Origin of the sequence: Exiguobacterium sp. PvP048 (genome assembly GCF_040549175.1) — a bacterium.
GTDB lineage: Bacteria > Bacillota > Bacilli > Exiguobacteriales > Exiguobacteriaceae > Exiguobacterium_A > Exiguobacterium_A artemiae.
In genome coordinates this window covers 103,343-124,368 of record NZ_JBEPSU010000003.1, presented here as the reverse complement: position 1 = coordinate 124,368, position 21,026 = coordinate 103,343, and the positions used below count along the sequence as shown (strand labels likewise).

General features: G+C 48.3%; 23 protein-coding genes and 2 pseudogenes. 10 read left to right on the top strand and 15 right to left on the bottom strand.

Annotated elements, in window-relative coordinates:
- Window positions 1-47 precede the first annotated feature (47 nt).
- Together ABIC15_RS08400 and ABIC15_RS08395 are read right to left on the bottom strand one after the other, a co-directional pair.
- Window positions 48-512 (bottom strand): annotated as a pseudogene (locus ABIC15_RS08400) (DUF4188 domain-containing protein).
- The gene (locus ABIC15_RS08395; RefSeq protein WP_354020438.1) at window positions 509-1,054 is read right to left on the bottom strand and encodes a PadR family transcriptional regulator; all 546 of its coding nucleotides are present in this window, start codon (window positions 1,052-1,054) and stop codon (window positions 509-511) included. The pseudogene ABIC15_RS08400 and the gene ABIC15_RS08395 overlap by 4 nt, the downstream one beginning before the upstream one ends.
- A gap of 212 nt (window positions 1,055-1,266) precedes the next feature.
- Between ABIC15_RS08395 and ABIC15_RS08390 the strand changes: the two genes are divergently transcribed.
- Window positions 1,267-2,352 (top strand): hypothetical protein, encoded by a 1,086-nt coding sequence (locus ABIC15_RS08390; protein WP_354020437.1) that lies wholly within the window; start codon window positions 1,267-1,269, stop codon window positions 2,350-2,352.
- 56 nt (window positions 2,353-2,408) lie between these two features.
- On the opposite strand, the gene ABIC15_RS08385 is transcribed toward ABIC15_RS08390, so the two are convergent.
- Window positions 2,409-2,828, bottom strand: a complete 420-nt coding sequence (locus ABIC15_RS08385; protein ID WP_354020436.1) for an SRPBCC domain-containing protein — start codon at window positions 2,826-2,828, stop codon at window positions 2,409-2,411.
- Window positions 2,829-2,991: 163 nt separating this feature from the next.
- Here ABIC15_RS08385 and ABIC15_RS08380 point away from each other — a divergent pair, with 163 nt between their 5' ends.
- The 3 genes from ABIC15_RS08380 to ABIC15_RS08370 all read left to right on the top strand — a co-directional run bounded on the left by ABIC15_RS08380 (window position 2,992) and on the right by ABIC15_RS08370 (window position 5,388).
- The gene (locus tag ABIC15_RS08380; protein WP_012370400.1) at window positions 2,992-3,600 is read left to right on the top strand and encodes an ArsR/SmtB family transcription factor; all 609 of its coding nucleotides are present in this window, start codon (window positions 2,992-2,994) and stop codon (window positions 3,598-3,600) included.
- On the top strand, window positions 3,587-4,795 hold the full coding sequence (locus ABIC15_RS08375; protein WP_354020435.1) for an MFS transporter: 1,209 nt from the start codon (window positions 3,587-3,589) through the stop codon (window positions 4,793-4,795). Before ABIC15_RS08380 ends, ABIC15_RS08375 begins: the two co-directional genes overlap by 14 nt.
- 140 nt (window positions 4,796-4,935) lie before the next feature.
- Entirely contained in the window at window positions 4,936-5,388 is a 453-nt protein-coding gene (locus tag ABIC15_RS08370; protein ID WP_354020554.1) for a GNAT family N-acetyltransferase, read from the top strand.
- A gap of 132 nt (window positions 5,389-5,520) precedes the next feature.
- Here ABIC15_RS08370 and ABIC15_RS08365 read toward each other — a convergent pair whose 3' ends face one another.
- The 5 genes from ABIC15_RS08365 to ABIC15_RS08345 form a co-directional block, all read right to left on the bottom strand.
- On the bottom strand, window positions 5,521-6,432 hold the full coding sequence (locus tag ABIC15_RS08365) for a methyl-accepting chemotaxis protein (protein ID WP_348772893.1): 912 nt from the start codon (window positions 6,430-6,432) through the stop codon (window positions 5,521-5,523).
- A 299-nt stretch (window positions 6,433-6,731) separates the two neighbouring features.
- A complete protein-coding gene (locus ABIC15_RS08360) occupies window positions 6,732-7,208 on the bottom strand; it encodes a VOC family protein (protein WP_354020434.1) in 477 nt (158 codons plus the stop codon).
- Complete coding sequence (locus ABIC15_RS08355; RefSeq protein WP_354020433.1) at window positions 7,205-8,026, bottom strand: hypothetical protein; 822 nt, start codon at window positions 8,024-8,026, stop codon at window positions 7,205-7,207. Before ABIC15_RS08355 ends, ABIC15_RS08360 begins: the two co-directional genes overlap by 4 nt.
- An 18-nt stretch (window positions 8,027-8,044) precedes the next feature.
- Window positions 8,045-8,224, bottom strand: coding sequence for a hypothetical protein (locus tag ABIC15_RS08350; RefSeq protein WP_012370395.1), 180 nt, complete (start codon window positions 8,222-8,224; stop codon window positions 8,045-8,047).
- A 26-nt stretch (window positions 8,225-8,250) separates the two neighbouring features.
- A complete protein-coding gene (locus tag ABIC15_RS08345; protein ID WP_012370394.1) occupies window positions 8,251-8,439 on the bottom strand; it encodes a PspC domain-containing protein in 189 nt (62 codons plus the stop codon).
- Between the two features lie 142 nt (window positions 8,440-8,581).
- On the opposite strand from ABIC15_RS08345, the gene ABIC15_RS08340 reads away from it, so the two are divergent.
- The gene (locus ABIC15_RS08340) at window positions 8,582-8,791 is read left to right on the top strand and encodes a hypothetical protein (RefSeq protein ID WP_012370393.1); all 210 of its coding nucleotides are present in this window, start codon (window positions 8,582-8,584) and stop codon (window positions 8,789-8,791) included.
- Between the two features lie 70 nt (window positions 8,792-8,861).
- Here the strand turns inward: ABIC15_RS08340 and ABIC15_RS08335 are convergent, their stop codons facing one another.
- Complete coding sequence (locus ABIC15_RS08335; protein WP_354020432.1) at window positions 8,862-10,172, bottom strand: right-handed parallel beta-helix repeat-containing protein; 1,311 nt, start codon at window positions 10,170-10,172, stop codon at window positions 8,862-8,864.
- Between the two features lie 93 nt (window positions 10,173-10,265).
- Here ABIC15_RS08335 and ABIC15_RS08330 point away from each other — a divergent pair, with 93 nt between their 5' ends.
- Entirely contained in the window at window positions 10,266-10,880 is a 615-nt protein-coding gene (locus tag ABIC15_RS08330; RefSeq protein ID WP_354020431.1) for a hypothetical protein, read from the top strand.
- A 44-nt stretch (window positions 10,881-10,924) separates the two neighbouring features.
- Here the strand turns inward: ABIC15_RS08330 and ABIC15_RS08325 are convergent, their stop codons facing one another.
- Both ABIC15_RS08325 and ABIC15_RS08320 read right to left on the bottom strand, forming a co-directional pair.
- The gene (locus tag ABIC15_RS08325; RefSeq protein ID WP_354020430.1) at window positions 10,925-11,428 is read right to left on the bottom strand and encodes a DUF1572 family protein; all 504 of its coding nucleotides are present in this window, start codon (window positions 11,426-11,428) and stop codon (window positions 10,925-10,927) included.
- A 20-nt stretch (window positions 11,429-11,448) separates the two neighbouring features.
- Window positions 11,449-12,627 (bottom strand): hypothetical protein, encoded by a 1,179-nt coding sequence (locus ABIC15_RS08320; RefSeq protein WP_354020429.1) that lies wholly within the window; start codon window positions 12,625-12,627, stop codon window positions 11,449-11,451.
- A gap of 198 nt (window positions 12,628-12,825) precedes the next feature.
- Here ABIC15_RS08320 and ABIC15_RS08315 point away from each other — a divergent pair, with 198 nt between their 5' ends.
- From ABIC15_RS08315 to ABIC15_RS08305, 3 genes and pseudogenes are all read left to right on the top strand, one after another.
- A complete protein-coding gene (locus tag ABIC15_RS08315) occupies window positions 12,826-14,574 on the top strand; it encodes a methyl-accepting chemotaxis protein (RefSeq protein WP_354020428.1) in 1,749 nt (582 codons plus the stop codon).
- Window positions 14,575-14,949 (top strand): annotated as a pseudogene (locus tag ABIC15_RS08310) (VOC family protein); the annotation flags it as partial.
- A gap of 45 nt (window positions 14,950-14,994) precedes the next feature.
- Window positions 14,995-15,765: a hypothetical protein gene (locus tag ABIC15_RS08305; RefSeq protein ID WP_354020427.1), complete on the top strand. Its 771-nt coding sequence runs from the start codon at window positions 14,995-14,997 to the stop codon at window positions 15,763-15,765.
- A gap of 68 nt (window positions 15,766-15,833) precedes the next feature.
- On the opposite strand, the gene ABIC15_RS08300 is transcribed toward ABIC15_RS08305, so the two are convergent.
- Genes ABIC15_RS08300 through ABIC15_RS08285 form a run of 4 tightly spaced genes read right to left on the bottom strand, consistent with a single transcriptional unit; the run spans window position 15,834 to window position 17,440 of the window.
- Complete coding sequence (locus ABIC15_RS08300) at window positions 15,834-16,199, bottom strand: hypothetical protein (protein ID WP_354020426.1); 366 nt, start codon at window positions 16,197-16,199, stop codon at window positions 15,834-15,836.
- 33 nt (window positions 16,200-16,232) lie between these two features.
- Complete coding sequence (locus tag ABIC15_RS08295; protein ID WP_354020425.1) at window positions 16,233-16,775, bottom strand: nucleotidyltransferase family protein; 543 nt, start codon at window positions 16,773-16,775, stop codon at window positions 16,233-16,235.
- A gap of 15 nt (window positions 16,776-16,790) precedes the next feature.
- Window positions 16,791-17,267, bottom strand: coding sequence for a hypothetical protein (locus ABIC15_RS08290; RefSeq protein WP_354020424.1), 477 nt, complete (start codon window positions 17,265-17,267; stop codon window positions 16,791-16,793).
- Window positions 17,264-17,440 (bottom strand): hypothetical protein, encoded by a 177-nt coding sequence (locus tag ABIC15_RS08285; RefSeq protein ID WP_354020423.1) that lies wholly within the window; start codon window positions 17,438-17,440, stop codon window positions 17,264-17,266. Before ABIC15_RS08285 ends, ABIC15_RS08290 begins: the two co-directional genes overlap by 4 nt.
- Window positions 17,441-17,780: 340 nt before the next feature.
- On the opposite strand from ABIC15_RS08285, the gene ABIC15_RS08280 reads away from it, so the two are divergent.
- On the top strand, window positions 17,781-21,014 hold the full coding sequence (locus ABIC15_RS08280) for an ABC transporter permease (RefSeq protein ID WP_354020422.1): 3,234 nt from the start codon (window positions 17,781-17,783) through the stop codon (window positions 21,012-21,014).
- The last annotated feature ends 12 nt before the right edge of the window (window positions 21,015-21,026 follow it).

Genomic DNA, 21,026 nt, shown 5'->3' with positions numbered 1-21,026 from the left:
TACATACATCAAGGGAGCGGATCATTGGAAACCGCTCCCTTCGTTCGTTATTCACGTGTCGACACCTTGCGTTCTGCCAGCCGGTCCTTCGCCTGTTCCTGATGTTTCTGAATCGTACTTTCTCCGACCGCTTTTGCCAGTCCCCGTGTCGGCAGATTGACATACATCGTCTCGTAGTTGCTGATTTCAAACGTCTCATGGAAAATCCCGACGGCGTTACTTGCCCGCGACAACTGATTAAATTGTTTCCAGGCGGTCAGATGGCGGTTACAGTGCGAGTAGGCAATCAGAGCGTCGGAGGAACGCCAATATTGAATCAACGTGACCGACCGTCATCCGACGAGCATCTCATGCGACAACAAACCAACCTGCTGCTCATAACATTCCTCAATCATCGGTGTCATCGCCTGGACGGCCGGCCACCATTTCCGGACCGATCGCAGACGGTTGATCCGTAAGCCGATTATGAATACGACGATGTCTTCATTTGGTGTCGCGATCACGCGTTTCATGATGATGTTCCTCCTTCGAGTGTCTGAACGGACGCTTCACACCATTCGAGCAAGGCTTGTGTCTTTCGTTTACCGTAATCGAGCGTCAACAGCCAATACATCGCTTCGTTTGTTTCAGGAGAGGCACGAATCGTTTGTTCAATCATCTGGTACGTCTCCAACCGTTCACGGAGCAGAGCGGCATGCTGATCGATTTTTTGAATCGTAGTTTCTTTTGACTCATGACGGGCAAAATAGAGTTTCAGTAACAGTTCATTCCGCTGGACCGGTAGTTCGGTCGTCGGCTCCTGGACCCAGCGTTCGAGTTCCGCCTCGCCGTCCGGTGTCAAAACAAACGTCTTCCGGTCATCCCCTTCTCCGGTTTCTTCAACGATTAATCCTTCCTGCGCCAACGTCTTCAACATCGGATAGACCTGTCCGAAGCTGATCTTCCAAAAGTGATTAAGGCTCGTATCAATCGTATGTTTCATTTCGTAACCGGACGTACAGCCGCTTGCCAGCAATCCTAAAATCGCATATCGTGTCATGTTTTCTTTAGGCATCGGATTCTCCTATATCTTTTAGATAGTATCTTTTAGATATATATATATATATTCCCGGTCATTCAGTTACTAAACAAATATTCAGAATATTTATGAAAGAAACATCAGCTTACATTCCTGTAAGCTTGCTTTCTTTTTTAGGGCAATGGATTCGTTTCGCTATACACTAATAGAGTTTTCATTTTCCTAAAACAGAACGGGAGTTTTTTGCTATGCCTTATTTTTTAAAACTCAGCTTATTCAGCCTTGTCCTGCTGCTTGCCGGATGCAGTCAACCGGAATCGGAACCAACGCCCCCGGTTCCAGCACCAAAAGAATTGATCCGAAGTGAGACTTTTTCGCCGCTCGGACAAAGCAACAGTTACGATTTAACGGCTGTCTATCAGCGGTATCCTTACCTGTCCGGTCCGAGTTACATCGATGAAACCGCCTTGTATTTTTACGCCTCAAACGAGAAATACAGCTTCATTTTTCGTTATTCCTTAACGGATCAAAAGCTGCAACAATTGTATACGACGAAGCAATCCATTTACAAACTGGTCGGTGTCGGACGGCAGTTATTTTGGATCCGTTATCAAGATCATGCGAATGACAGCACATGGACACTGGAGACCATGGATTTAGCGACCGGTTCCATCCAACAACTGGATCAAGGAACCGAGCCGAAGCATTTTTACCCGGATTTGCAGACGACAGCGACGCATGTCTCCTGGATCAAGCATATGAAAAAGAACCGTCAGACACAGTCGCTCGTCCAAAAATATGATGCAGCGACCGGGTACGTCACGACACAAAAAACACTGACATTGAAGGAAACAGCAACCCGGACCGGAGCATATGCGCAACATATCCGGGACGGAGAAGGCGGAATTCTCCTCGATCAAACGACATACAAAGCGGATGAGAAAACTACCGCCTACACGACACTTTCCGGAAAAACGATCAAAAAAGCCACGATGCCGCTTGATTTTGCTTATGGGCGGCACTATCTTGCAACGGGTGCGGAAGGAAACGCTCTGTTCCAGTCGCATGGATTGAACCGGACATCGTATTACTATACGACGCCAGAACCGTATGATCTGGTTGATGCCTTTTGTTTCCTGTCAGCCGATCGTGTCGTCTTCCGGGAAGAACAGCATCAACTCCTTTATGCGGACCTGATAAACGGGACGGTTGTCCCGCTGACGGACAAGGAAGGCGAGTATTCGAAACCGGTTTTCACGAACGGTCGACTCGGTTACAGTGTGCTCCGGGATGACGGAACATTACATTTCCACCTCATACAACTCAAAAAATAAGGAAAAACACAAAAACCCGTCCTGTCATGGAACGGGTTTTGTCGTCTTTCTTCCATTCACTGTTGCTCCGCGTACGCTTTAAAACGGTCAAGAATCGCCTGCCAGCCCGCTTGTTGCATTTCGGGCGGATTCGTCGACTCCGCTTCAAACGTTTCAACGACCTCGGTCTCATCACCGTTCGCCGAAAACAGAATCGTCACGTGGCGTCCATCGTCGATCGTGTACGCTAATTTTTCATAAAGAATGACCTCTAGGTAGACGCCGGAAAAATCAAAGCCGACACTTCCGTCCTTTGCCGCCATGTGACTGGAAAAACGTCCCCCCGCCTGGACATCATTCGTTGCTTCCGTCGTATGCCAATCGTCAGAAGCCGCGTTCCAGGCTTTAATGTGTTCCGGTTCCGTCCAGTACGTCCAGACGTCTGCGACCGGACGTTGGATGACGGCGTTGATTTCAAGTGTTTGCGATTGCTCCATTTGACTCGCTCCTTTGTCAGTAGAAAATCCGTTCTTTGTTTAACGTTCTGCTTTAACTGAACAAATCCTTCTTTTTGAAAAATGGTTTATTTTGTCAATCATTCAGGTATACTAGCTTTACAGTTAATAAAAGTTAATCGGTTAATAAAAAGGAGTGCTAATAATGGAACAGCAGGCGATTTTGATTCTCGAACAGTATGAACAACTCAAAGTCATCAGCGATCCGATGCGGACGAAGATGCTGATGCATCTGATTGAACAGCCGCATACTGGCCAGCAATTGGCACAAAAGCTCGACGTCTCCCGGGCGAAGATTTTGTATCATCTGCGGGAACTCGAAAAGTATCAGTTGATTCGCCTTGTCAAAGAAGAAGTCCGGGGTGGCAATGTATTGAAGTATTATCAAGCTGTCGCCCGCGGATTCATTCCAGCTGATCATCTGCTCAATCTCGTCGAGACGAAACAGGCGACACGCCAGTCGTACATCGAAGTGCTCGACCGGGCGAAAACACGTGTCTTGACGGCGCCTGAACGTTCGTTTGCCCCGAGTTCCCCTGACGTCGAGAACTGGGAAAGTCTGTCGCTGCAAAAAGAACTCCGGCTTACACCTGAGCAATTCTTGACGTTTACGAAACGTTACCGCGAATTGTTATTGGAAGTCGAACACGATGCATCAACGGATGAGACAGATCAAAAATTATATTACGTCATGGCGACAGCCTTTGAAATCGAGGCCGCCTTATTTGAGGAGGGACGAGATGCAGGCGACTGACTCGGGACACCATCAACCGCTGTTAAAGAACCGTTCGTTTCGAGCACTTTGGCTCGCCAGTACCTTTTCCTTTCTCGCCCTATCCACTTACCTGTTTGCCGAGCAGTGGTATATCCTCCGCGTCTTGAAACTTGATACTTATTTAGGTCTCGTCTTGATACTGACATTGTTGCCGCGGATTTTTTTAATGGTGTTCGGCGGTGTCATTGCCGATCGGTTCAAGAAATCGAGCATCTTACGGTATTCCAGTCTGCTGCGGCTCACTTTTGTTCTGTTATTGCTGTCCGTTTATCACCTCGAGCTGCTGACGATTGTTCCACTTGCATTATTTGCTTTTACGTTCGGTTGCATCGATGCCTTTTTTTCCCCTGCCAGTGCGTCCCTGTTGCCACTCCTTGTCTCAAAAGATGACCTGACGCGGGCCAATTCGATTCTTCAAACCTCCAATCAGATGGCGTTATTCTCCGGACCGTTGTTTGGCGGTGTACTGCTGACCTTCTCATCCTTCCATTTCTTATTTTTGACGATTGCACTGTTTCTTTTGCTCGCATCGCTCGGTACCTTTTTCATTCGCGAACATCCCATCGACAATTCGACTCGGACATCTGCCCGGATTGAACTTGCTCAAGGATTTCATTATGTGTTTGCCGACCCATACTTAAAACGGATCCTCTTCCTGCTGATTATCATCAACTTCTTCTTTTTTGGTCCGTTGCTGATGGGTATACCATTACTCGTCGATCGGGTTTTAGGTGGTCAAGCGCTTGACCTCAGCTATCTCCAAGGTGCGTATCAGCTTGGCATGTTGCTTGGTGCGGCCTGGATCGGCTTCAGCAACCTCATCAATCAGTCTTTCCGTCTGTTGCTGTCGTTGATTGGTCTGCTTGGAGTCGGCCTTGGGTTGCTGGGACAAATCGGACACGTCTGGCAAGGCGTTCTGCTGCTGCTGACAATGGGTGGGATCTCCTCCATCATCAATGTCCTGATTTTGACGACAATTCAAACGACGACACGACCACAGATGATGGGACGGGTCATGAGCCTTGTCAATGCGTCGTCCAACGGTCTGGTTCCATTGTCTTACGCTGCCCTGTCCCTCACCTTGTCGTTTGAGGTCCGTCTCGAACAGATTCTTTTCTTCTGCGGTTGCGGAATCGTTGTTGTCGTATGTACTGCCTTCGTCCGGATCAGGTGAACACATCAAAAAAAGTCGTGTCCCGTTTCAGGCGATATGACTTTAACTTGTAGAAATGAATTAACAGGAACGAAAAATCTTGAGACATTGACAAAAGTGAGTGCATCAAAACTAACCGTGAGGAGCATACGTGTATGAATATAAACATCCGTCAATTGTCAGCTCATGAGAATCCGCCGATGGAGCTTTTGCTGACAGCGGACCCGTCTCAGAAAATAGTCGAAGAATATTTGAAAAGAGGTCGTTGTTTCGTTGCTGAAATAAGGAATCAACTGATCGGTGTGCATGTTCTTCTACCCACAAGACCGCACACAATCGAAATCGTAAATATTGCAGTAGACGAGAAGTATCAAGGAAGCGGCATCGGAAAATTTCTCTTACAACATGCCATCGAAACCGCGCAAGCGATGGGATACGGAACCATCGAAATCGGGACAGGAAATTCAAGCATTGGTCAGTTGGCACTTTATCAAAAATGTGGATTTCGGATTGTTGGAGTCGACCTGAACTTCTTCTTGCGGTACTACGAAGGGGACATTATTGAAAACGGTATCCGGTGCACCGATATGATTCGGTTATCTCAAGACATCTAAGAGTCTTCCGCTAAAACAACTTGATGGATCAACGTATGTCTCAGGAAAACGACAAAAAAGCGGTCCTTCTCGATAAAGAGAAAAACCACTTCGTCTTCAATCATGTCCGGGCTTAGCGTATGGCGTGTCCATTTAAATAACTGTCGTAAATTTCTTTGCCGTTTCATTCAGTTCATGCGCCGACTCGCTGACGGTCTCGAACCGTTGCAACGTCTCTTCCATGACGGAGACACTGGACGAGGCATCGGCGTTTGCCCGCGTGATGCCCTGTTGAATCCGCTCCAGTTCCTTGTTCATCTGTTCCGTCGTGTCGCGGACGTTAATGACGGCGAGTTCAACGAGTTTTGAGAGGTTACGGACTTCCGTCGCGACGACGTTAAAGCCGCTTCCGTGCTCACCCGCGCGTGCTGCTTCGATCGAGGCGTTCAGCGACAATAAGTTCGTTTGGGCGGCAATCTCTTTGATTGTCCCGGTGATCTTTGTGATTTCGGAAGACTGTTCCTGCAGATTCGTTAAGGTCCGTAAATTTTCCTTGGCATCATCCGCCATCTTCTCGATCGTTTGTTTGAGTTGCCGGCTTTCCTGTTTGCCTTGCACGGAGCGGGCATCCAGATCTGTTGCGATGCCGGCAAAAGACGTCGCATACTCCTGGATCGTTTCTTGCCGGTCCGTGATATCAGAAGCAATCTTGACGACGCCGACGACTTTGTTTGCTTCATAAATCGGCATATAGGTCGCCTCCAGCCAAATCGAGTCGCCACGGGCGTCAATCCGCTCGATTTTATCAGCCGAGCTGAAACCGGCCAGTAGTTTGCTCCATAATTTCTGATACGCCTCACTGTTTGCAAAATCCGCTCGGCAAAACAGGTGGTGGTGCATGCCAATCATCTCATCGCGTTTGTACTTCATCGTCTTCGCGAACAAGTCGTTGACATCAACGACCCGGCGTTGCGTATCAAAACGAATCATTGCGACATTGTGAGTCAGGGCTTCCAGAATATCAGCAGAAGCAAGGGTTGGGTTTGTTAGTTGAGGTGTCGTCATGTGGTTAATCTCCTTCAGGTCATCATTTCAAATTTCATCCATTTAGTTACGAAACTATTTTGTGAAAAAACGATTTTATCTGCCATTCATCATAACAAGTCCCATTTCCGCTTTACATCAATCTGCTCATTTCGAGAAAAACATTGACCATTATCTCAAAATAGGTCTTTTTTAGGAATGGTTTCTCCCTTCTTTAGAATTTAATACCAAACAAGAACTTCTGTCGTCAAAAAGTGGTTCTTAAAAATCTGATACAAAAAAAGTCCTCTCCGACTCACAAGGAATCGAGGAGGACTTGCTTATTTCAGAATGAAACCACGGTCATTTATAAGCGTTTCCCATTCACTTAAGTACATATAATCCTTCGTAACCAGCGGATTGTCGAGCTTCGTGATGAACTCAAGACTGTTGCCGTCCGGATCGTTAAAATGAATCTTCGCATGAGCATACTGGGCGATCGGCATGACGAACGGTTCCGTCCTTTCAAAACCAAACGCCTTACGCGGCGTGAATCCGCGTTCCGTCAGCCAAGCGACTGACTCACGCAAACCGTCGAGTGAAACGTGAAACGCGATATGCCGGATCGACGGATGATACGGCAACCCGACTTGGACCGCCTGCCAAAGACCAAGCCAGCTTTGCTCTTCAACAATCCAAAGAAAGGCGATTTTTTCATCCACGATGTGATCAAGCTTCAATCCGAGTCCCTTATAAAACGCGATGGACCGCTGTAAGTCGCGGACGGGCAGATATGCTTCATACAGGCCAAGAATCATCGCCGTTCACGTGCCTTGACGTGTCCGTTCAATGCCTCGATATAGCGGCTTGCCGAACGGGCGACGACTGCGTTCGCATCCGTTACGACGACTTTATGAAACGCATCATAGATTTGATTAAAACGGACATTGTCGAGAGCAGCCACCATCTCCTCCACCGTCACGGCCGGCAGTGGAATCAGGTTCGGATAACTGTACATGAAGCTGACCCACGCCCGGTCGGCGACGACACGGACAATGTCTCCGGTCAATAAAATCCCGCGTCCTTCGTCACCAGTCGTCCATTCGAGCACAGTCGCTCCGTCAAAATGACCGCCGATCCGGTGTAACACGACATCGTCAGCTAGCTTCAAACGGTCACCCGACCAAAAGACAATCCGCTCACTCGGACGGGTCACCCATTCCTTGTCCGCTTCATGAATGTACAGCGGAATTTCAAATGTTTCCGCCCACTCGACCTGGGTCGCGTAATAGTGCGGGTGCGACAACGCCATCGCGTCGAGTTGTCCCACGTCCTCGATCACACTTTGATCGAGATAGGTGATACAGTCCCAAAGAATCCGTTTTGTCCCCGCAACGAGGTAAGCGGTCTGCCCGATCCCGAACTTCGGTGTCGTGACGAGACTTTGAAGTCCCGCTTGTTCTTCTGTCACCGTCGTCTGATACGTCCCGGACGAAATCAGATCCGGAAGGGTTGTCCACGACTGACCGTTTGGATTCACATATTGCCGTTCATCGGTACAAATCGGACAGATGTCGTCCTGTGTTATGTTTTCATCCATCTGCACTCCACATGTCGTACAAATTAAGTAAGTCATTCCATTTCCCCCTTCTGTTTAAGATTTTCTGACGCGTACCCAGATGATATTGATCAAGGCAAAAATCAGAGCCCCGGCTACGAATCCGAGCAGAACACTGACATCAAAGGTCCCTTTCGCTTCGTAAACAATCAGTAACCCGACGATCGCGCCAATCAAAACGCCTAACACACGAAGTACAATCTTTCCGTTTGTCATCGTCATGCCCCCTTTGTTCATTTGTTTTACAACGTTCTTGGTGCATCCGCCATCGCGTTCGCGAGAATCATGTAAATGATTAAATTGATCGGAAGCGGAATGACAATGAAAATCAGACGGACGGCCAATGACGAAATACCGAAGTGTTCCGCGAGTCCGCCGCATACTCCCTGAATCGAGCGGTCGGTAGCTGATCTGCGTAATGATTGTGCCAATTGTCTCCCCTTCTTTCATTGATTCCATGTTGGGTGATTCATCCATATGTTACAATAATTAGTATAACGCAACGGAGTCCGATTTTGCAGGGGACAACCCCTTTGATTCGGAATCTGACAGAAAGGACGTGAGCAGTTGGACATGTGGTATTTGATTCAGGAACGGGCGTTACCGTTCTCGATTTTGGCTTTACTGATGATGGCGAGTGCCGTCGTCGTGTATGTTGTTTGGAAAAGACAGGTCAGCTTGCCGTTGCCGCTGCGTATTTTTACGACCGTCGTCTGTCTGATCTGCATCGTCGGTTCAGCCGGTTTGATGCTTTTCACACTGTTCGTCGGCTACAACAGTTAAAAGAATGCGAGTCCGTTAAACAAACAGACGTCACTTTCCCTCAAGGAGGAGAATGACGTCTGTTTTTCATTCATCGTGTGACTGCCCGCTCAAAAGCGGACGGAGTACGGTATTCTTGATCCTGCCAAATCCAACGTTTCGCTGTTCCATTAGCCAATCGATAGGTGTTCTGTTCGAATTGATTGCCGGAGCTTGTCTTAAAAAAGTGGGCGACAAATAGATTATCTTGCCCCGTCGTAAACGTATTATGGTCAATCCGGTTATCCCGGACATCGTGCTGGACCAACAGTTGACCGCCTTCGAGTCCTTTCGTATCATTGCCGGTGACCTGATTCTGTGTAATCCGGACCTGCTTCGTTCCGCCCCGCTTCTTGTCGTAGCCGCCGATTGAAATGCCGGTGAACCGGTTTTGTTGGATGAGATTGCCGCGGACCGTGACTTGTTCCGCGTATTTTCCCGCATGTTCACTCGTCACTTCGATGCCGATATCATTCCGTTCGACGGTATTTTTTTCGATTGTCAGCTGCTTTCCACCGTCGACATAAATACCGGCTGCATTGTACTCTTTGCCGTAGACCGGATTGCCGTAACTTGAACTGTCGGAGACGTGATTGCCAGCAACCGTCCCGTTCCGTCCATAATCCTCGGCCGGATTCGTTGCGACGCCTTCATATCCGATCAAGTCGATCCCGATGTTATCGTTCCGTCGTACAGTGTTGTCCGTGACGGAGAAACCGTTGATATTGCCGTTCAGAACCAAAGCTTCACTGGCCCCGAGCCGGTTATCTTCGACCCGGTTACCCCGGACAGTGATCTTCTTCAAACGACCGGTGCCGTAAATTGCAATCCCGTGAGCGTTGCCGTCTTTCGCGTTCGTCTTGATTCGCCGGACCTGATTGTCGATCAACTCAATGTTCCGGCCAGTCCCAGTCACAAAAATTCCGATCGGAGTCTCATTGGTTCGTGTCGTTTTGATATCGGCGACCACCAGTCCTTGAATCGTCACGTACTGCTTGTCCTCGATCCAGACGAGCGCCGTGTCTCCGTCTTTTTGCTTCAGCGTTTTACCACTTAAGACCACTTTCTCCTTTTGATAATTCCTAAAGACGACCGGTGCTTGTTTCGTCCCGCTGTACTTGACGGTTAACGCTTCCGGATATGTTCCTTTACGCAGATAGACCGTTGTCCCGGCTTTCGCAAGCTGACTGGCTCGTTTCAGTGTTTTCAGCGGTTGTTTGATTGAACCGGCATTCGTATCCTTGCCGGTCGGCGCTACATACAGAACTTTTTTCGCGGCTGTCGACTCCGCCGGTTGTTGTTGCCAGGTCGCTGAACAGCCAAATAGTCCGAGCGACAGTAAAAGAATAAAACGTTTTTTCATGTAATCCGTCCTTCCTGTGATACCTAATCAGATTGTAAATATCATCCATTCCCCTTACACTGAATATACTTACAGATGAAGGACGTGACGTGGATGTTGAAACAACTGCTTGTCTGTTCACTATCGGCACTTTTACTTGCCGGTTGCACCGCAGAAGAAACCGGTCCGAAAAAAGTCATCAAACCAACGGAACTGCCGTTGACACTTAAATTCGTTGAGTCCAAAGAACCAGAAGATGCCTTTGTAAATAGCGCGACCTATGTCATGACCGGTCAAACGGATCGCCCCCTTTACCTGACCGGAATCGAATATTTTGCGTCGGGTAAGCAGAAAATCTGGTTTTCCGAGACCATCAAACCCGGTCAATATGACGGAAAATCACTGAAACTCAGTCAACAGTCTGATCGCGCAAAAGGCTACCGGTCCTACAGATATGAGCTTGAGGATACGATGAATGAGTGGTCCGAAGAATCAAATGATTTAAAAAAATTCTTGATGACGGGTGTCGAGTTTCAGAACCAATCATTCCACGCATCTGAATATGACCTGTTGATGTTAGAAAAGTCGACCGTCCATGAGTCCATGATGGGAAGATTATTAGCTGCTATCGATTCTCCTGCAGGCATCAAACTCAAAAAAGGCGAGCATGCTTTTACGATTTCATTATCGACCAAATCCTTCGGTACACCAAGTGCACGTACACTATGAAAACAGACCTGTCTCTTTATCGAAAAGAGGCAGGTCTGTTTCGTTCAGTGCCGCTGATGCGGCAAGGGAATCGTCAATGGTTTAAAGTCCGGTCCGAGCAGGATCTTCATTAAAAAAATCAGCTGTCCGGTGTGATAGGCATAATGCGCGAGTTGCCGTTCAATCGCGTCGACGACGAGATGCGGTTCGCCGCGGATCAAGACGGTCCGTTCCAGATCGTCCGGTGTCAAGGAAACAAGCGTTGATTCGACGAGTTTCCAGCCGTCGTTCCATAGTGTCAGCAAGGTCTCTTTATCATGCCCCTGGTCGACAAACTCGGCGTCCCGGTTGCGGTCCGGCTTTTCCCCGTCTGTCGTCAAAAAGTCGGTCCAGCGTGACGTCATATTGTTTGTCATATGCTGGATCAACAGTGCCACACTGTTCGTATCCGGCGCCAGTGTCTGATGGAACTGTTCCTCGTTCAGCCAACCGAGTGCCTGCTCCGCCGGTTCGCGGACGGCCCGGAACCGTTCTTGAATTGCTGTCAAATACACCTCTTCAAACGCCATTTCATTCCCTCCCTTTGCTGTTAATCGATCACGAAGTCCACGCCGTTTGCTCCTGCGACCGGTATCGTCCGTAACGTTTTTAAGTTGTCATCCGTGACGATCAATCGGCCTTTTCCGGAAAGTGACGTTTTACTTTCCGTGAAATACGACGTCTTCTGATACGGGTTCCGGTAGAGGTACCGATAATAGTGACCCTGTTTCCAAAAATCCGGTCGGACTTCTTCAACCTGGAACGCTTGTCCGAACGTCCACTTCACGAGCCGTTGATCGGTATCATTTTCACCGGTGCCGATGATTTGATAACCGGTCCGTTTATTGATCATCCGCATCGGTGTCCTCGACGAGTAACTAGCACCGTCTAAAGTTGAAAACGACTTTTGCTGCATCGTTCCGTTCGTCTTCAGCCGGATCATCACGCCGTCGGTCGTTGCAAAATACGCTGTGTCTTTCGCACCGTATAACGCCGTATAGGCATACGGTTCGTCCGCTTTTCGAATGACGCGTGATTTTCCGGTCGTCTGGTCGAGCAGGACCATTCCGGCCGCCCCTTCTTGATCATCCTCGGTACCGTTGTTGGCATAAGCAATCGTCTGATCCAGTTCAAGAATCGGTGAATCAAAGACCGGCATCAGCCGATCTTCAATCGGATACCGCTTGTCTGTCCGGACGTTGATTAACTGAATGTTTTCCTTTGGCTTCGAGGCATTCGATTCCAGCCAGACATCTTTCCCGTAATGGGCAACGGACGTGATCGCTGTATTCGGCACTTCGTGTTTTGTAAACGTGCCCCGTTTTACATCGTACGTAAAAAAGTGATCGGCTTCGATGCCATCCGGGTGATGTGCATAGATGTGCCGCGGATCCGTTCCTTTTTGTGACAGCCTCATCCAATAGAAATCCGGGTCAGCAATCGTTTCCCTTTTCAGTTCTTTACCCGTTTTCGACAGTGTCGTCATCAATCCCGGTTCCTGCGGATCGTCCTGTGTTTCTTTATGACGGTTAATATCGCTTCCATACAGCAGGATGACCTGACCATCTTTTGGTGTAAACGTCATCGTCGTGAGATCCTTCGAAATGACCGGGTAGGAAACGGCTTTTGGTTCCTCCGGACGTAATCCGAGATATACAGCACCTGCACTGACAAAAACGGCCAGTCCCGCCGTTCCGTACAGCATTCGTTTTTTCCATGGTTGAAGCATCTTCATCATCCTTTTTCTGTATCGTTATCCTCTTTATTATAGGTGTCATTTGGAAAATTGACCCTAATTGAAATAGAGAAAGACCAAGGATTTACGGAATAAATACCCAGTACTTTTTTTATTCAGGTGTCATTCATTTTTTTGAAAAACTGTCCGATAGATTAGTAAGCAACACGAATTACTCATCAGGAGGTTTATATGAACACGACTCGGACTCATTCCATCAGAACACGTTTACTGCTCATCATCAGCTTGATTCTCATCCTGTTCTTTGTTTTCAGCAGTGTCTCGCTTTACCTGACGACGAAACAAACGGCGTTATCGACGCTTAAAAAGACAGCGGAACAGGATGCGCTCCGGATTGCCAAAACGGTTGATTCCGACGCCTACCAAACATTTTTAACGAATCCGACGAATGACGCGACGTATGACCAATTACGCGAATCGCTTGATCAATTACGCAAACAAAACGGCTTGTTGTATGTCTATACGGCAAAAATCGATCAAGGTAAGGTCAAACTGTTGATTGACGGTCTTCCGATTGCTGACGCCGCGAAAATCAATGATCCGGCAACAGGAGCCGTCGCCTCTGACATGAAAGAAGTTTTACAGGGAAAAATCCACGCAACTGATGTCATTGATGATCCAAAGTACGGAAAATATATCAGCGTCTACGTCCCCTTAAAAAGTCCGACCGGTGACATCATCGGCATTTTAGGAACCGACATTGCCGCGAAAGATGTCGAGAACTTGACGTCTGCGATGCTCAAACAATCGTTGCCGCTCTTCATCGGTCTATTGGTCGGTTTACTGGCTATGACACTGGGGCTCCTCTACTACATACTCGGACGGAAATTAAAACCGCTCGAGACCCTGCAATCCGTCGCTAAGATGATTGCCGACGGAAAACTCGATCAGGCACAGCAAACGATGCATCATTTAAAAATTCCGGCAAAAGATGAAATTTATGCACTCGCCCGCTCGATTCAACAGATGAATGAAACACTTCGAACGATGATCGTCGACATTAAACGGACGACGGTACTCGTCACGGAAACGAGTCAGGCGATTGATGCCGGAACAACGGAGGTCTTGGACGGTTCGACGCAGATTGCCGAGACGATGTCGGAAATCGCGACCGGAACGGAAAGTCAGACCCATACGACACTCACCTTGACGGATGAGATGACCGGTTTCTCAAGGCTGGTCCAAAAAACCGCAGCTGACAGTCAAGAAATCGAACAGACGGTCGAGACGATGCGCAGCACGACGCAAGACGGACAAACCCAGATGAAGCAGTCCGTTGTCCGGATGAATACGATTCATGCGCATGTCGCGGAAGCTACGGAACAGGTCCGGCAATTAAAACAACAGTCAAGTGATATTCAAGCGCTCGTTACGATCATCCGGGACATCGCGGCGCAAACGAATTTACTTGCCTTGAACGCCGCCATCGAAGCGGCGCGTGCCGGTGAACAAGGCAAAGGATTTGCGGTCGTCGCAACCGAAGTGAAGAAACTGTCGACACATGTCGCAAGCAGCGTTGATCAAATTGCGGCAATCGTTCAGAAAATCACCGGCAATTCGTCCCAAATGGAAGTCCGGTTTGCTGAGACGTTACAGGAGACGGTATCCGGTCAACAGAAAATTCAGGCGACGGACAACTCGTTTTCGCACATCGCGGCACAAGTCGGATTAGTGGCCTCGTCCGCTGCCGGGATGCGGCAACAAATGCTGGCTGTTGCCCGGACGGAAGAACGGATCCGCAGTGCCTTGACTGAAATCGCCGCTGTCGCCGAAGAACATACGGCAGGTAACGAAGAAGTCGCCGCCGCCTCCGAACAGATGATTGCGACGATTACCGGACTGCATGTTGTGGTCGAGACGTTGAATGAAACATCGGCTTACTTGACAGATCAGACAGAGAAGTTTGAACTGGAATCTTGAAAAACGACCGATTACACCGCGTCGAAAACCTTTTACGAACACCTCGGCTTCGAACTGGTCCAGGAATCCCCTGATTTCCACAGCCGTGCGTTTAACAGCTGGCTGAAGCTCGGTGACTTCTACATCGAACTGCAGACGAACAAAGTCGACGAGACCTTGACGTCCTATACGAAACATACGGCAGGTCCCGTTCATTTCGCGTTGTACGTCGATGATTTACAGGCAGAAGTCGCCCGGCTCGAACAGCTCGGGATTCCGTTTTTACCGAAACACGGCGGCAACATCTATTTCGTCGTCGACGGTTACCTCAGTAAACTGAAGGCACCGGAAGGAACGATCATTGAACTGCGGGATACATGGACGATTAAAGAGTAAATAGATATTTATTGTTTCTCCATAAAAAATTAAGGAGTCGAGCACGTGGATAAAAACGAATTTAACATCTCTCAAAAAATGCAAAATGAATCTGACGTATTTTTTAAGACAGTACTTTCGAAAAATATTACTAGCGATTTTATGTTGGAGACGTTAGAAACCTTTAGTTCTATCAAAGGGATTATTCAAGGTCTTCAGAATTTTTCAAAAGAGTATCGAATAAATTATTTGGACACATTAATATCTCAATTATATATTTCAGGAAATTTCTCAGAAGAAAATATAGAGCAATTAAAGGAACGACTTCAAAATGACGAAATCGTTAAATTTTACATAAGCAGATGTCTTGATATTGCAGACCGTTCAAATTCGCCACATGCAAAAGCAATGCTCGCAATTTACAGTGGTCGTGTTATTAATAATACAAAATTACTTGAAAGTCCTGAATCAGCTGTAATGCTAGATATATTAGGGAACGTTAATGATTTTGATTTAAATCACTTCGAAATGATTTATAAATATATGAATCACCATAACGAACGTAAAGTTAATATACATGAAAAAGCATCTGATATTATTTCCTTTGCAAGCCAAAATCAATCAGAATCTAAAAATATTTATATTGAAACTGTAAGTGATAACGATAAGTTATCTTTTGTTTCTAGTGTAAAAAAATTGATTAACAATATGGCGCTTGAACAAGTTACAGGGACCTATGAATCTCTTCAATATTTTCTCATTGAGAAATCTCCTTACTCTGAAAAAGTAATGGAGTTATGCCAAGAATATAAGGTTTTATTCAATAAAGAATTATGAAATATAAACAAACGCTGATGCCGGTCACTTCTGGCATCAGCGTTTTTCTGATTTCTTTAGCTGTTCCTTCACTTGATTCCCAAGTTTTCGATATACGTCGTGTCCGACTGATCGAGTTGATCGGAAACCGTCTTTATATTTGTCACCCGCACGTACCGGTCACCCTGCTTTTGGTAAACACTTTTTTTATCTCCCTGCAGTGGTGTATCATAGTACAATTCAATCCAGTCCCCGTCATCACTGACTTCAATTCCCGTTTCTTTTCGGACAATCGGATCGTGATTCTGCCGCACGAGTTCTTCGTTCTCCAGTTTGATCACGGTCTCGATGGAGGCATTAAACTTCTTTTTGTAGTCGGGCGCCGGCGGTTCCCGGAACAGATAAAAAATCAGTAGGGCACCGAGGCCGGCAATAAGCATCTTCCGAAAATCCATCTGCCCCCTCCTTTGACAGGTGATCCTGATTTTTTAGAACCGGTCGACGATTCGTAAATCAGACCGCTTGTCCCATCGTTTGTCGGTGACGCGTCTTTGAAAAATCGCATGACGCGGTAATCCTTTTGAAAACAGCGGTGTCGGACGGATCGTCCGGGTCTGTAAATCGGCTGCGCCGTACGCCAGATACAACTGCAACTGTCCGTCCGTTAACTTTGCCGCAATCGCTGTCACCGTTTCCGGAAAATGCGCGATCGCATCACACGTCGATTGATACGGCGGCAACTCGTTTTTCAGATGCATCCGCGCCTGGTTTTTGACCGACCACGGCAATAGTTGCCATGATTTTAACTGTTCCTCATACTGTTTTTCCGTCGCTTCCGATGTATCGACCGCGTCGTAATAGACGACATCGATATCCTGTTCCTCAGTCAAAGTCAGTCCCCAAATCAACGACCGGATATAGCCGGCGCAAATCCAGGCATCCGGCAGTCCGAGGTGGTCGACGAGAGCCAACTGTTCTTGTAATGCTTCGTTTTCAAGTAACTGCTCGTAGATTCCGGTTGTGTCTTGCATCTGTCTTCCCCCCGATTATGTCTTGATCTTTTTCCATGTCTTCGGATAGGTCCGTAACTCTTTTTTTGTCGGATGTTCGGGATCGAGTAGTTTTCCACGGCGTTCAAGGATCGTATCCGCCATCAAGAGTATAATGGCGAGCAACAGATAAACCCCGATGCTCGTGAAGAACGGCAGACTCAGGTTTAATACGACCGGCAGAAAAAGACCGACCAAGACGATGAAACAATAATCAATCACGTACTGGACCTGGATGATCCGCTTCATTGCCGGGTTCGGTGTCAGCGCCATATCCCGGTTGACTTCTTTTGAGTGCAGGCGGGCAATCAAGACCAGCGCAACGATGAGAACGGCGAACGGCCAGTAAGCCCCGCGATTGGCGACAATCAGGACAATACTTGTTCCGTACAACAGTGCACTCAACATGCGTTGTTTCATTAGACGCCGTTTTGCCTCCTGAATGAACTGGGTCCGCTCCTGTTTATTTTTCATGAATATTTCCTCTCCTTACCAGAACGGCGGGTCATTTCGATGATGGATATCCAGTTCGTGATCGTTTGACGTATACGCACGAGATCATCCATTAACCGTTCCCGGTAACCTCGTCGTGCCGCTAAAATCGTCATTCCTACAGCAATCACGGCAAATATACCAATCATGATCATCGCCATTCCTCCTTTTAGAAATCTTCTACTTTATATCCTATTCGCTTCCATTTACCGGATGTCCTTTAACCAGATTAAGCGGTCCTTCTGGACGAATCGCAAAAATAAATTGATGGAATTTTTAGATAATTATCTCCATTCTGAACCAAAAAGGTTTTAATTGTATATAATGGTAAAATAATCATTTTAAAATGAAAAATATGTCATACAACTTTTGAGGGAGGAACTGTGATGAGCGATGTACGTAAAAATCCAATCGTAATCCGAATGAATGAACAATCATTTATTGAACCTGTTGTTTCGTTTTTTTATAGCTAAAGGATGATCGGAGGAACGGCCGATGCTTAAATTCATCTGGAATTCCTGGTGGCGTAACAAGGAGCGGTTTATCCTGCTCCTTGTCGGCGTCCTGATCGTCAGCACCGGCCTCAGTTACCTGATCGGGACGACGCAGGCAAACAACGGCACCGTCGTCGAAGAGTTGCAAAAACGTTGGGGCTCATCTTACAACATCGTCGTCCGGCCGCCCGGCAGCCGCAGTGTGACGGAAGACCTGAAACTGCTTGAGCCGAACTACATGAGCGGGCTCGATGGCGGCATCACGCGAAAACAATACGAAACGATCAAACAGATCACGGATGTTGAAGTCGCGGCTCCGATTGCGATGATCGGCAACAGCAACATCTTTTCCGAAGTCGGCACGTACACATTTGACGAGGAAGGTGTATATAAAGTGTCGATGGTCGACCAACAAGACACCGGACTGAAAATCGAGAAGTCTCCCTATTCATTTTTCCTCGCAGCCGGTTGGAATCCGTCGGGGAATGACGGAATGAACCGCGATATCATGATGCAGGAGCTTGGAGAACAACCGCTCTTCCCGTTCGGCAGCGCGACGATGCTTGCCGGCATTGACCCGGAAGCGGAAGCCCGACTCGTCGGACTCGATCAGGCGACCAAAAAAGAAACATACAGCCACTACTTCACAAAAGACGATACGGTAGTGGATCTCGGCGAGGACGTCAGCCAGATTCCGATTCTTTTAAACAGCCGGGAATATGTCGATGCCTTTAAGACATACCGCTATGAAAAAGTTGAATTCCCGGTTGTAGACGACTCGATGGACGCAACCGTCAAAGCCATCATGAAAAAAGGCGGAGAACCGTTCCTGCGGACACTTCCCGTCTATGAAACCAAGACATATAAAGTGACAACCCAGGACACGCATCAAAAGCTGGTTGATGACGTCTTACACCACACCCTGCCCTCGATGCCTCCGGGCAGTTTCGACTGGATGTTCCTGAAACCGTCAGCGGTTGACTATCAGACGATTACAAGCCCTTTCCCGAACCGTTGGCCGTTCACCTACCAGGTCAAGCCGAAGGAAGCAGCAAAAGATGCCCAACTCGCACGGAAAACGATGTACCGCGAAGCGATTGAATTCGCAAAAGACTTCAAGGACCTTCCGAGAATGCGACTCAACTATATCGGCGTCTTTGATCCGAAAAAGCTGGCCATCGCGAAGGATCCGTTGACGGAACTGCCGATGGAGACCTACTTCCCGGGGAAAGCCGAATGGGTCATGGATAAAAATAACCGCCCCGTCAATCCGGCCCGGACCGTTAAACCGGCCAACGACCCGTATGATTTCCTGACCAAACCGCCGTCCCTGCTGACGACGCTTGACGCTGCCTTTAAGCTCCGCGGCGATAAAGCTATTTCGGTCATCCGCGTCAACGTCAAAGGGGTCGACGTGATGAATGAAGCGAGCGAGAAAAAAATCCAGGCCGTCGCTCGGGAAATCGAGGACAAGACCGGACTGATCACCGATGTGACGCTCGGTTCGTCCCCCCAGCTCGCCCTCACCTATCTGCCCGGTTTGAAGGGCGAATCGGCACTCGGCTGGATTCAGCAACCGTGGATCAAAATCGGTTCCTCGATGGCGATCTTCCAGGAAGCCAAAGTCGGGATGAGCGGCGTCATCGCTAGTGTCATCGCAGTTGCGCTCGTCTACGTCTTCAGTTCGAACATCATTTTACTGTATGCCCGTAAACAAGAGTTCGCAATTTTACTGTCACTCGGTTGGCGTCCGCGTCAACTGTCGAAAATGCTGTTTTTCGAAGCGACGTTGCTCGGAACGTTCGTCGCTCTGATTTCCTGGACGATTCTCGGTTCGTTCTGGCTGACGACGGATCATCCGATTGCCCTCAGCCGGATCCTGTTGATCGGTCTCGCCGGTCTGTTGATCTACTGGGGCGGAACGCTCGTCCCGATGCTGCTCATCCGCCGAATTCAACCATATGACAGCATGCGGTCAGGAGAAGTCTCGAAAGGACGCCGGCTCGTCCGGTCGCAGTCCCTGCTCGGAATGAGTCTCAATCAACTCGTGACATACTGGCAACGGACGTTGCTGTCGGTCGTCGCGATCGCCCTGCCGACCAGTCTGTTCATCTTCTTCCTCTTCGTGACGTTCCGCTTGAAAGGTGTCTTGTATGCGACCTGGCTCGGCGAGTATGTGGCGCTTGAAGTCGGGACGATGCATTACGTCGCGATGGGGGTCTCGCTCCTGATCGCCATTTTGACGACGACAGAAATCATGTGGCAAAACGTCAATGAACGAAAACCGCAACTGGCCGTTTTAAAGGCGACCGGTTGGCGTGATCGGCAAATCCGTTTGCTTGTTCTCTGTGAAGGGCTCTTCACCGGTTTGCTTGCCGGAATCGCCGGTGTCCTGATTGCGCTCGCTCTGATTGGTTTTGTCTACAATCAGTTTCCGACGGAGGAGCTCCTGTTCCTCAGCGGGATGCTCGTGATTCCCGTCGTGACCGGTATCCTCGGTGCCTTACTGCCGGCGCAGCGGGCCGTCCGGATTACACCAAACGCCGCGATCGGCAGTGTCGCTGTCAACACGAGAACAACGGAACGTCGCTTTAAAATCGCACTCGGCTCGATCGGCACGGTTCTCGTTGCGGGTGTTGCCTCGCTGTTCTTCTTTGCCTCGTCAGAAGAAGTCAGCCGGCCGACTGAACAGGTTATCCAAAAGACGCCGACCGTTCGGACGACCGGTGCGAAAATTAAAGACGAAAAAGCGGATCCTACAATCAAACCAAAGAAAAAAGCGAAATCCTTCAAGAAATTAACCGGAATTGACCGTCTGATGAAACCAGGATTTGTTAAAACCTACCCCGGCGATCAGTCAGCAAAGCGTGAATTTTTCTACGTCGAATCATTGCTGAAAGAACCGCCGGCCGAACTGAAGCTGCCGAAGTTACAGGACGAACAGTACGTGACCGTCCCCGTCATCCTGCATGATAAAGAAGCCGAGCCGGACTTTGCCTTTTCGACCTACAATCCGAACCGGTTTACGCTCGAAGATACGCAAGGGCATGTCTATGAAACGGTTGATTACGTCAACCGCAATGAAAAAGCTTGGCGTGCAGTCAGTCAATATATAGGTCCGCTCCGTTCGCAGGTCGACTTGGTCTTTAAAGTACCGCGCGGGAAAAAGACGTACGTCATGTATGCCTCGGGAGATGCCTTTAAACCAACGACGGTCAAAATTGAAGTGCCTTAAAAAGGAGGAAGT